Below are 12874 nucleotides of genomic sequence, written 5' to 3'. Positions count from 1 at the left end.
GGCACAGATATTGTTAATACTAAGTAAAATGAGTGAATTTAGTATTTCTAACCAAGCTGGAGCAAAACCATGTTAGCCAACAAACCTTTAAATTCTTTAACTCGACGACACAGCAAATTGCTGGCTGAGTTAATTATCGGAATTATCGGTGTTTTTGGCATAATGCTGGCCGAAATTGATAGCAAAGATAGAAATCATCTGGTGCAGTTTCAGAATCAACAATCTGTTGTTATGAAAGTCTCTCCAAGCAAAATTGATTGGTTAGAAGTGTTGTTCAATTAATTAAGAAATACAAAATTCTTTAATCAAAAGTATTAAAACAGTCTGAGGTGAGTCAAATGGGTATTTTTTCTAGATTTGCAGATATTGTTAATGCCAATATTAATGCGCTGCTTGATAAAGCGGAAGATCCTGAAAAGTTAATTCGATTAATTGTTCAAGAAATGGAAGATACGCTGGTTGAAGTTCGCACATCTTCCGCACGCACAATTGCCGAGAAAAAAGAAATTACTCGGCGTATTGACCATTTAAAAAGTGAGTCTCAGGAATGGGAAAGAAAAGCCGAGCTGGCTATAGCGAAAGGCCGAGAAGATTTAGCAAAGGCAGCCTTATTAGAGCGTAACCGTGCCCAGGAAATTGCTGATGAATTGCAGGTAGAACTCAATAAGCTGGAGGAAGTCTTAGCAAAACTTTCACAGGAAGTTACTCAATTGCAAGACAAACTCAATGATGCCAGAGCTAGACAAAAAGCACTGATTATGCGTCATAAAACAACATCTTCTCGATTAAAAGTAAAGCGCAGTCTATACGATACAGGGACCGAAGATGCAGTATCTCGTTTTGAACGATTTGAAAGCAAGTTGAACGAGTTAGAGTCAGAAGTAGAATCTTATGATTTAGGTCGAAATAAAAATTTGGCTGATGAGATTAATGACTTAGAAAAAGAAGAAGAAATTGATAAACAGCTCGCAGAATTGAAAGCTCGTGTGAAAAAAGAATCTTAATTTGAGGGGGAGATAAAGGTAATGGGATCTGATATGGCGTTTATACCACTTATATTATTTATGGTTTTTGTTGCCCCTATTTGGGTAATTATGCACTATCGTTCTAAAAGTCAAAAGAATTCGGGTATTTCGGAGGCCGAACATAAGCGTCTACAAGAACTGGTTCATGTTGCAGACTCGATGCTTGAACGTATTGAAACGCTTGAAGCCATTCTTGATGAAGAAACCCCTAATTGGAGACAAAAATATGGGCGAAAATAAGCGTAAGCTATATAAGAACCCCGATAAAGCCAAAATATTTGGGGTGTGTGCCGGTATCGCAGAGTATTTTGGCTTCGAAGTTTGGGTTGTCAGAATTATCACTTTGGCGCTTGCTGTACTGAATTGGTTTAACGGTACAATTGTATTTGCTTATTTGGTGTTATTTTTTGTGCTCGATCCCAAGCCAGAAAGTATCAGCAATAAGGGATGTTTTGGTAAAGAACGCCACCGAGCGCGACCGGACAAGACGCCATTTGAAAATAAGCCCTACAAACCCACTGTAAAAGATGTATGGCGCAGTGGGTCCAGTCCGAAAGAGATGCTTGATACTATTGAATATAAGTTTTCAACCGTTGAGTCGAAATTACAACGATTAGAGTCATTTATTACTTCGAAGCAATTTGAACTGGAACGCGAATTTAATAAAATGAATTGATCATATTGAATTTATATTGAAAAAAAATGATTTATTTAACGGGTTTATTTAATAAAATCTATGTCGGGTAATAATTAATTTAATAAGTTATCTTTAATTTAGATTTAATATTAATTGATATGTTATTGAATTATAAGACAATAGGTTGGTTTTTATCTAAAATACAGTGCGTTATCTCATAAATAAAACTTATGCCAAAAAGTAATATATTCAAATTGCAAGGTAATAATCAATAAATGTGATTATTACCTAATGCGTTGATCACAAGCTTCTTCTCTTTATAAAATCCTTTCCCGGCGGTAGTCCGTCAATTTTATGCCTATAATTAATACCGAAATTACGCTTGATAGTTTTGAAGCGCATATAGCGTGTCAATTTATTAAGAGTAATTGGGGTTAATAAGAAATACCTTCCATAAAAAACATGGGGAGAATCAAATTGAAAATAACTAACAAGTGTGATCCAATCGCGAAAGCTGTGCGCAGTGCATTGCTTGCGGGTGTGACAGCATCTTTGTTGGCCATTCCAAGTGTTTACGCCGCTGAAGAAGAGGCAGAAGCAGAAGAGGAAGAAAAAGCCAATACGATCGTTGTAACCGGATCTCGACTCCAAAGAGCAACTTATTCAAGTATTGCTCCACTACAAGTCATTACCGCAGAAACGTCGAAAGAAGCGGGTATGATAAGTACTGCTGACATTATTCAAGGGGCTTCTGCTTCTGCTGGGCAGCAAATAGACCTAACTTTCTCTAACTTTGTATTAGATAATGGTCCTGGTTCAACAACTGCTGATTTACGCGGTTTAGGGAGCGCCAGAACACTGGTACTGCTTAATGGCCGACGTTTAGCGCCTGCAGGCGTTGAAGGTGCTCCTTCTGCACCCGACCTCAACCTGATCCCTGGTGCTTTGGTACAGCAATATGACTTATTACTTGACGGTGCTTCGTCAATTTATGGTTCTGATGCGGTAGCTGGGGTAGCTAACATTAAACTACGCCAGGATTTTGATGGGTTAGAGTTAAATTTATTTGCTGATATCCCTGATCAACCTAATGGTGAAAAAACAACATTTTCTGCTGTGTGGGGACAAAACTATGACCGTGGTTTTATCGGTTTTGGTGCGGAATATGTTAAAGAAGAGTCTGTTGCTCTAGCTGATAGGGAGTGGACTGAAAACTGTAATCGCCACGTTGAAATTGATGAGAATGGACAAATTCGTCATCTAGACTTGTTTGCAAAAGAAGTTCGCAAACAAAAAATCAGTCCCTACGGTTGCCGAATTGGTAACTTGAGTGGATATATTGCGAATGTTCCTGGTGCCAACTCGATATTTTATACACCTAACTTTTCAAACGGTGGATGGGGCAATTACTCTGACTGGTCACAGTTCAGCGTAATACCAGACTCCGATCGTGACGGCGTTGCGGATATCAGCTTTATTGACTACAACCTGAATGGCGATGAGTATGCGCAGCAAGGACACTTATTCCCTGAGCAAGAACGAATTAGCATTATGGCTTATGGTGAATATACTTTTGATGGCTCTGCAAATCTGACACCTTTCTTTGAAGCGCAATATAACAAAAAAGAATTTTTTGTTAATCAAGGCATTTTACAGTTATTCCCAACTGTACCAGCTAATAATGCGTTTAACATTTGTAACCCAAATGGTGCAAATGGAGTTGATTGTGGTCTTGCATATGACCAGTTATTAACTAACCCAGCCTATGTTGAAGACTTTATCGCTCTTTACGGTGCATCGCCTGCTGATTACGGATTATTGCTGGGGGCTATTGGACCAGCTGCAACACTACCTGTAGTTGCTGTTCGTGGTGACAGAAGCCAAACTAATACCGAAATTGAGCAAGCTCGTGTTGTTCTGGGTTTAAAAGGTGATTTACCATTTATCAACTTTGGTGAGGTTACTGATTGGCAGTTTGAAACCTACTATTCATTTACAGAGTCCAAAGGGATTTCATCGCGTGAAGGTATTCGTGATGATCGCTTAAATCAAGCGTTTGACACTATTGAAGATCCAAATAATCCTGGTAGTTATATCTGCCGTGACACTTCAGGCGGATGTGTGCCGGTTAACATGTTTGCACCTTCTTTGTATAGCAGTCTGGTTGGCGACTTCGCAACTCAAGCAGAAAGAGATTTCTTATTTGATAGCCGTGACTTCGATACGGTTTACAAACAATCTATCTTTGCCGCTTTTGCAAATGGTTTTATCATGAACTTGCCTGCGGGTGATGTGACAGCGGGTATCGGTCTCGAATATCGTATTGATGATATTGAGTCAATTCCTGATGATGTTGCCAGAGATGGTCTATTCTTCGGCTTCTTCTCTGATGGTGGGGCGACTGGTGATAAAGCAACTAAAGAAGCCTATGCTGAAGTTGAGATTCCAATTTTAGCGGGTATGCCAGGTGCTCAAGAATTAGTCTTGAACTTGTCAACTCGGTATACTAAAGATGAGTTCTATGGTGGTAACAATACGTATGCTGCTAAATTAGGTTATCGTCCAGTTGAATCTCTATTAATTAGAGGTACCTATGGTACGTCTTATCGTGCACCTAATGTGCGTGAAAACTTCTTGAACCCACAAACCGGATTCAGAAATATTTTTGACCCTTGTATCGTTCCTGAAGATGCGCGTGATCCAATCACTGGTGATTATGTTCCAGCAAATGACCAGCGTGCGCCCGAAATAATCACAAACTGCGCAAATAATGGAGTCGATGCAACGACTTTATTTTTGGCAAATCCGACATACAGCGTAGAAGTTGCTGGACAAGGGGTTACTGGTCTTGAAGAAGAAGAGTCAACTTCATTGTCATACGGTTTTGCGTGGGAGCAACCTTTCTCAAATGAGTTTGATTTAACCGTTGGTGCAACTTATTATCAAATTGAAGTTGATAACACTATCATCCGTCCAATTGCTCCTTTTATTGTTAACGATTGTTATACCCGCTCAACTTTAGATAGTGTTTTCTGTGACAGAATCACTCGCGGCGATGACGGCTTGTTGACCATTGTTGATGAAGCATATATCAACCGTGATAACGAGACTGTGCGTGGTGTTGACGTTAATATCAACTTTGCAAAATCAATTGATATGTTTGACTATCCCGTTCGTTGGACAGTTGATTTGACTGCAACACATATGAAAGAGCGTTCAGAAATCTTTACTGATGCTAATGGTAATCGTACAGCAGATACCGACCAAGGTGAGTTTGGCTATCCTGATTGGAAAGGCCGTTTACAAATTGGTGCTAAAGTAGGTGACTGGCGTGCAACATGGCAAACCTACTATGTTGGCTCTGTAGGTGAAGATCCGGATGATGTTGATGAGTTTAGTGATATCAGCGGTACATCTTCTACCTGTTTAGGTGGTGCTAACGATGTATTATGCCGCGACTTTGGTGAAGCTGATAAATATATGACTCACACTGCATCGTTATACTACTACGGTGACTCGTGGACAGTTGGTGCTGGTGTTAGAAATATCTTTAATGAAGAACCACCTGTTGTTGACGGAAACTCAATTCTTGCAGTTAACAACGCACCGATTGGTGCAGGCTATGACTTACAAGGTAGAGCGTATTTCTTAAATCTGTCTAAAACATTTAAGTAATCACGCGACTAGCTATAGAGTTGTGTCACAATAATAAGTAATAAAAAATACCCGTGAGATATTCCGCGGGTATTTTTTTACCAGATCGATTTGTTGAGGAAAAAATGAAACCTATTACCACACTTAAATTAATTAGCATTATGTTGGTGCTCTGGGTGACATTCATCAGTTCAGTGGCTGATGCGAAAGTTTATCCACTAGAATATTTTGCCCTAAGAGAAGTTGTTAAAAATGTTGAAGTTTCGCCTGATGGAAAAAAGCTGGCATTAATAAAAATTGCGGGTGCGGGAGGCAATCCAACAATTGAAATTTATGATACCGATAACTTGCAAAAGGAACCTTTTCGTTTTAACTCTGATCCTATGGAGATTCAAAATTTTTATTGGTTGAGTAATTCACATATTCTAGTTTACAACCGTCAAAAGGTTAGAGATAAAATTGAAGGCTTTAACCAAGGGGCATTTGAATATTTATTTGCACTATTTGATTTAGAAAAAAAGAAGTTTAAGACTTTTAAAGAAACAAATGCTTCTGTTGTTAGTGTTTTACCTGATAAACAAGATAAAGTTATATTATCTTTTTCGCCAGGAAATTCTAAATCAACAGTTGATGAGAGATTTCGACCTCTAAGTTATTATGAGTTCGATTTAAAGAAAGGCACTAAAAAGTTACTTTATCGCGGTAAAGTTGCATTGGGCCAAATTCAATTTGATCGAAAGGGTAACCCAACATTTGCTCGTGGTTTCGATATTACTAAAGGTAACTATCTATGGTTTGTCAGGGATCAAGAAAAAGATGAGTGGATTGAGGTGTTTAGTAATCATGAAGATTCATTCGAGACCTTTTCCATCTGGGGATTTGATCCGCTCGATAAGAATATGATTTTGGTTACCGCGCATAACGGAAAAGATAAAGTTGGTTTTTGGTCTTACGACTATAAAAATAAAAAGTTCGCTGAACTGATTTATTCGCGGTCTGATGTTGATGTCACAGGTGCTCGTTATCATAGTAATACTTGGAAACATCCTGGTCTGGTAACTGCCATTGCTTATGCTACCGATAAAGTTCACTACGAATATTTAGATGGCAACGAAGGTGCGATTTATCAGCAATTAGATAAATTAATTCCTAATGCTCACCGTATCTCGATTGAGAGCCGCGCTATTAATGAACAGACTTTTGTTATCTCAAATCGAGGTCCTCACGATCCCGGTTCTTACTATTTGCTTAAAAATGGCAAATTGCAACTAGTGGGCAGTCAGCAACCTTTATTTAATGCGGAAGATCTCGCTGATGTTAAATATATTCAGTACAAATCTCGGGATGGAAAAGATATTCGAGCTTACATAACTATACCTAAAGGTAAAGGTCCATTTCCTACTATTGTGATGCCACATGGCGGTCCATTTGTTCAAGAAGTCGTAGAATACGATGAGTGGGCGCAAATGCTGGCAAATAATGGTTATCTGGTAATACAGCCTCAATATCGTGGCTCATTGGGTTATGGATTAGAGTTTTACAAATCAGCATTTATCAAAGGCGGTGAAGGTGGCCGAAAAATGCAAGACGATAAAGATGACGGTATTGCTTACTTAATTAAAGAGGGATTAACTGATCCAGACAGAGTGGCACTTTATGGTTGGTCTTATGGTGGATATTCAGCATTAACTGCGGCAACACGTACACCACAAATTCATCAATGTGTGATTGCGGGAGCGGCTGTTTCTGATCCACTTTATCAAGTTAACTTTTATCGTGACCGAGCTCGTGGCGCTCAACTGAAAGAACAGGAAACGATGTGGGTCGACAGTGTCTCGCCTGTTAAGGAAGCTGAAAAAGTCAATGTACCGCTCTTAATTATTCATGGCAGCATTGATCAACGAGTGCCACCAAAACATGCAGAGCTATATATAGACGAGTTGAAAAAACATAACAAGTCATATAAATATGTAGAGCTTGATGGAGCTGATCATTTTTATAATACGTTAAATTATGATCATCAATTGAAACTCTATCAGTCTATTATTGACTTTTTGAAAAATGATTGTGGACCTGGTGGTTTATAAACATATTTAGTTTATCTAGTTTTAGCGATGCCTACAGTTAGTACGCATCGCTTCAAACTCTTAATGAGATAAAAATTATTAATTATTTTTGGTGCCTTGCATCAAAAATTTCCCCTTATATTTATTCTAAATTTTACATTTTGTTGTTCTATTTTTTTGTTGTAAAAAAACTCAATTTAACCGCATTTTGTCAAGGTAAAAAAGTTAACTAAATGTTGACCTTAAAGATTAATTGCGGTTAGTATCGGACTTGGCAGATCAGGCCGAAAGGCTAAGAAAGATATTTTTTTGACTTATCGAGCATAACGAAAAGCAAAGAAATAACTAACATAACAACCTCCATGACAACCAGGGAGAATTAAAATTGAGTACATTAAATAAATGCAATCCGCTTGCAAAAGCGGTGCGTTCTGCTTTATTTGCAGGTGCCGCTACTGCTTTGACGTTTGCCCCAAATGTTTTTGCGGCAGAAGATGGAGAAGACACTGAAGAACAAAAAGTAACGATAACTGGTTCACGTATTAAACGTGCCGATATCGAAACTTCAAGTCCTGTGCAAGTGACTTCATCTGAAGAAATTAAATTATCAGGTTATACGCGAATTGAAGATCTGATGAACAGCTTACCTCAAGTAGAAGCTGCTGAAACTTCCTTCCTTTCAAATGGTGCTGCTGGGGTAGCAACGCTAGATTTACGTGGTATGGGCGCAGAGAGAACATTGGTATTAATCAATGGTCGTCGCTTACAACCAGGTGGTGTTTATTCACAAAATCCAGATGTTAACCAAATCCCTGCTGCATTGGTTGAGCGTGTTGAAGTAATGACCGGTGGTGGCTCTTCAACCTATGGTGCAGATGCGGTAGCCGGTGTTGTTAACTTCGTAATGAAAGACAACTTTGAAGGTTTAGAAATTACTGCTGGTGCATCGGGCTATCAACATGATAACGATAATGACTACATTCAAGGTTTATTAGATGATAAGGGCTTTGAATATCCTACAGGAAGTAGTGGCATTGATGGAAAAACCTATAATTTAGATATTACTGTAGGTGGCTCATTCGACGGTGGTAAAGGTCATGCTACTGCTTATGCAACCTATCGCCGTGTAAATGAATTAAGACAAGGTGCGCGTGACTATTCTTCTTGTGCATTAAGTGGAAGTGGCCGTGCTTGTGGTGGTTCGTTTAATGCTGTCGTTCCAAACTTTGATATATATCCAATTGACCCAATTTCTGGTGATACAGTTTATGGTTATGCACAGTATTCGCCAGATGATCCCAATTACAATGATGCTGAAGATGCTGATAACACGATTTATGGTGTAAATGGCCGACCAGGATATTTGGATGACGATGAAAATTTTGTAGAGTATCCATGGGCAAATCCTGAATCAGGTGCAAACAAATGGTATACCTTAACTCCAGATAGTGGCTTTACTGGGGTTGGTAATAATCTTTATAACTACGCACCTGTAAACCACTTCATGCGTCCGGATGATCGTTATACATTGGGTGCCTATGTAAATTATGAAATTAACGAGCAATTCCGTCCTTATTTAGAAATCAGCTATATGCATGATTATACTAAAGCGCAAATTGCTGAGTCTGGTACTTTCTTTGCTGAAGAATATACCATTAGTTGTGACCCCGATACTTCTCCGCTTAATGCTGATCAATTAGCGGCAACTTGTGGAAACTACGGATTAAATGCAAACTCAGGCTCTACTGATAACATTGCTGTTTACATTGGTAAGCGTAATATTGAAGGTGGTCCTCGTGTAGGTATTTTAGATCACAGTTCATATCGAATCGTTTTTGGTACCGAAGGTGATATTAATGATCGTTGGGCATATGATGCATCTTTGCAATATGGTACAACTTCATCGTCAAATGCTTATATTAATGACTTCTTCGGCCCACGTATTACACAAGCTATCAGTGCTAATGGTTTAACTTGCGATGGTAATTGCGTTCCTTACAATGTTTTCACCTATAACGGTGTAACGCCTGAAGCTGCTGCACAATTAACAGGTACTGCAATCCTAAATGGTGTGACCAGTCAAACTGTTTTCAATGCGTTTGTAACGGGTGAATTAGACGCTACATTACCCAGTGCAGAAACACCAATTGCTGCAGTTTTTGGTGTTGAGCATCGAATCGAAGAATTTGAGCGTATTGCTGATGAAGTTTTCGCCAAAGGACAACTTTTAGGTCAAGGTGGTGAAACTCCAAGCATCATGGGTGAATATGATGTTTCTGAACTATTCACTGAGTTGAGTGTTCCTCTGGTTCAAGGTGTTGAAGGTGTAGAGAGTCTAACCTTAGATTTAGGTTATCGTTATTCTGATTATAGTTCTTCTGGCAGCGAATCAACTTATAAAGTTGCACTTGATTATATGCCGGTTGATGGTTGGAAAGTACGTGCCAGCTTTAACCGTGCTGTTCGAGCGCCTAATGTTGCCGAACTGTTCCAACCTCAAGGTTTAGGTTTATGGCAAGGTGCTGATCCATGTGCTGGAGCAATTGACCCTGATACCGGCCTAGTTGGTTCTGGTTATACTGCAGAGCAATGTGCTAGAACGGGTCTTTCTACTTCAAGTTATGGTGCAATTTCTGCTAGCCAATATAATGGTCTTCAAGGTGGTAACCCTGACTTGAAGCCTGAAATTGCTGATACCATGACTTTTGGTGTTGTCGGTAGTCCATTTGAAGATTTTAACTTCTCTATCGACTACTTCAACATTGAATTAGAAGATGTAATTGGTGCGCTTGGTGGACAACTTATTATTGAGAAATGTGCTGAAACTGGTTTGGCATTATTCTGTGATAAAATCAACCGTTCAGGTAGTGGTAGCTTATGGCTGGGTCAAACTGGATTTGTTGAAAGAACGAATATTAACCTTGCAAGTCGTCATTGGACTGGTGTTGATTTAAGTGCAAACTTCCAAATGGAGTTGGGCGATGGTATTTTAAAAGCGAATATGATTGGTACTTATATGACCAAAAAAGAATATATTCCTTTACCTGAATTACCTGAAGAGTCATATGATTGTGCTGGAACAGTTAGTACTGACTGTTTTGCTCAACCAGATTGGAGACATAGTTTAAAAGTATCTTATAGTACTGATAGCTTCTGGACCGTTTCTGCTAAATGGCGTTATTACGGTAAGGTTGACTATACCGGAACTGCTGATGAATTAGTGGGTGAAGGTATTTCTTCTCAAAGCTATTTCGATATCAAAGGTTCATTTGATGTTGCTGATGGTGTTGGTGTGTTAGTCGGTATTAACAATGTATTTGATAAAGAGCCCCCATTAGTTGGTGGAACTTTATCTAACAATGCTAACGCAATCGCTGGTTTCTATGATGTATTAGGTCGTTATATTCACGCTAGCGTGACATTTAACTTCTAATATTTTTAGAAATTATATATACAAATAGCGGCAGTAATCTGCCGCTATTTTATTTATGAAGATTAAAAGTACTTATTTGATAGGTTATTTTTAAACTATCTTATTTAAATTTAATTAAGAAAACAGCTTAACTATTGCTTATTGCTTGGCAAAAACAAACGGCATTATATTTTATATGGTATAGCATATTATATGGTATTACGTTTTTATATCGTTATATAAATAGGCCTATTTTTAGATCGGCATCAGATCCACGGGTAGCGTAATTCTAGATTCATCTGATTCAAATGGATGAGTACCGTGCCACATATAACTCGGAAATAATACACTTAATCCAACTTCAGGGCATAGTTCCTTTCCTATCATTTCTCGACTGCCTAAATTCAACGATGTTTCGCCAAACTTTACCCAACCAGCTTTTGTTTTATCCGATGGTGAAATGATGGAAGGTAAGCTGATATAGGTCGGACCTGAAAGCCAACCAAATGGGTGAACATGATTGGCATGAAAGCCGCTCGCTGCTAGTTTAACTGACCAACTACCTTCAAAAATAAATTGTTTTTTAATACGGCTTAAAAAAGGATGAGTGCTATCTTTCGGTAATCTAGAAAGAAAGCGGTTTACTCGCTCCTCTAATATTTTTCGATATTCTTGAATAATTGGAATTGGATAATCTAATAAGTGGCCAATGGATTGGGTTCCCCCACGAACACTCTGATCAAGTGGCTGACGACTACGGGTATGTAACTTTTGTAACTCATCATTTAGCTGTGAAAAAAAATGTTCACTATTATCATAGTTTGAAGGCGGTTGAAGACGATCAATGTCGATTAAATTTTCGTAATCATTCAACCAAAAATATTTATCATCATTAAGCAGTCGCCAACATACGCCTTTGTACGCCCAAACTTCCTGATTTAATGGCTGATTCTGATGAGCAATATCGAGATGATTGAGCGCTTGTAAATATGCCTCTTGCTGAATATAGAGGTTTGCCATATCGATTTGAAATCTGTTTTCTGTAGGAGCAGATTTGACAGCCTCTTCAATAAGAGAAAATGCAGTGTCAAAGTTGTTATTTCTGAAATAGTAGACTCCAAGGGCATGGGTAAACTCTGGTGCTCTCCCTACAGTATTAATCGCCGTTTCTAAAGCTTGCTTAGCTTCTTCAAATCGTGATGCTTGTGTTAAATTTGCGATATAGGCAAACCATAAGTGTCGTGCAGTAGGGAGTGTCTTTAGACTATGCTTATAAGACAAAAGAAACTCATTATCTTGATTACTTTCCCATAGCATATCGTTTAGTGATTTGTGCGCATCGAGATAGTCTGGCTTGAGTGTTATGGCTTTTTCAAAATAAATCTTAGCATTAGTTAATTCGTTTAGATCTGAATAAGTACATCCCAAGTTATAGCAATATTCCGCAATATTTCGGCCCTGAGGTAAAATTTTTAGAAAATATTCGAGCGCTTTTTGAGGCTTTTTCATTAACTTTAACGTTAGGGCTTTATTGTGTATTACATAAAAGTTATCTGGAGAAAGGGTTAGCGCTTTGTCATAAAATTGAAGCGCTTCGTCGTGTTGCTCTAATTCTTTATAACAACTTCCTAACAGGTTTAAAGCCAAATAGTGTTTATTATTAATATGTAATACTTGATTTAATTTTTTAATGGCCAAGGTAAAGTTTTTTTGTTGGAATAATAGGTCTGCCCAGTTGTAAAACGCATCGACATTGTTCTTTGATGCTTTAATTGCTCTGTCATAATATTCTAATGCCAAATCTATCTGATTAGTCTGTGCGAGCATATTGGCATAATTTGTAAGTACTACCGGGTGTTTTGGGTTAAGACTGAGACATTGTTGAAAATAATGGATTGAACGATCAAATTGACCTTGTTGCTTGGCCGATATCGCCAATAAATGTAATGCATCAATATTTTTGGGGGCTTCAGCCAAAATGCTACGGCAAATTTTTTCAACCTGATTGAAGTTTCTTTGCTGAAGCTGTGTAAAGGCTTGTTGTAGATTTTGATTAATGGCGATCATTGCTAATTCGTAA

Annotated in this window: 8 protein-coding genes; 7 read left to right on the top strand and 1 reads right to left on the bottom strand. The window is 38.4% G+C overall.

What is annotated here, in order from left to right; all coding sequences use genetic code 11:
- The first annotated feature begins 69 nt into the window (after window positions 1-69).
- The 7 genes from ABVT42_RS08290 to ABVT42_RS08260 all read left to right on the top strand — a co-directional run bounded on the left by ABVT42_RS08290 (window position 70) and on the right by ABVT42_RS08260 (window position 10815).
- Window positions 70-282, top strand: a complete 213-nt coding sequence (locus ABVT42_RS08290; protein ID WP_353874278.1) for a hypothetical protein — start codon at window positions 70-72, stop codon at window positions 280-282.
- 56 nt (window positions 283-338) lie between these two features.
- A complete protein-coding gene (pspA, locus tag ABVT42_RS08285) occupies window positions 339-1004 on the top strand; it encodes a phage shock protein PspA (protein ID WP_353874277.1) in 666 nt (221 codons plus the stop codon).
- A gap of 21 nt (window positions 1005-1025) precedes the next feature.
- The gene (pspB, locus tag ABVT42_RS08280) at window positions 1026-1265 is read left to right on the top strand and encodes an envelope stress response membrane protein PspB (RefSeq protein ID WP_353874276.1); all 240 of its coding nucleotides are present in this window, start codon (window positions 1026-1028) and stop codon (window positions 1263-1265) included.
- Complete coding sequence (gene pspC / locus ABVT42_RS08275; RefSeq protein ID WP_353874275.1) at window positions 1252-1701, top strand: envelope stress response membrane protein PspC; 450 nt, start codon at window positions 1252-1254, stop codon at window positions 1699-1701. Before pspB ends, pspC begins: the two co-directional genes overlap by 14 nt.
- 438 nt (window positions 1702-2139) lie before the next feature.
- Window positions 2140-5337: a TonB-dependent receptor domain-containing protein gene (locus tag ABVT42_RS08270; RefSeq protein WP_353874273.1), complete on the top strand. Its 3198-nt coding sequence runs from the start codon at window positions 2140-2142 to the stop codon at window positions 5335-5337.
- A 104-nt stretch (window positions 5338-5441) separates the two neighbouring features.
- The gene (locus ABVT42_RS08265; protein ID WP_353874272.1) at window positions 5442-7403 is read left to right on the top strand and encodes an alpha/beta hydrolase family protein; all 1962 of its coding nucleotides are present in this window, start codon (window positions 5442-5444) and stop codon (window positions 7401-7403) included.
- A gap of 364 nt (window positions 7404-7767) precedes the next feature.
- On the top strand, window positions 7768-10815 hold the full coding sequence (locus tag ABVT42_RS08260) for a TonB-dependent receptor domain-containing protein (RefSeq protein ID WP_367023637.1): 3048 nt from the start codon (window positions 7768-7770) through the stop codon (window positions 10813-10815).
- Between the two features lie 234 nt (window positions 10816-11049).
- On the opposite strand, the gene ABVT42_RS08255 is transcribed toward ABVT42_RS08260, so the two are convergent.
- The gene (locus tag ABVT42_RS08255; protein ID WP_353874269.1) at window positions 11050-12861 is read right to left on the bottom strand and encodes a tetratricopeptide repeat protein; all 1812 of its coding nucleotides are present in this window, start codon (window positions 12859-12861) and stop codon (window positions 11050-11052) included.
- Window positions 12862-12874: the final 13 nt, after the last annotated feature.

The organism is Aliikangiella maris (genome assembly GCF_040719265.1).
Taxonomy (GTDB): domain Bacteria; phylum Pseudomonadota; class Gammaproteobacteria; order Enterobacterales; family Kangiellaceae; genus Aliikangiella; species Aliikangiella maris.
Note: the sequence above shows the minus strand (reverse complement) of the source record. Positions and strands in the feature narration are given on the sequence as shown.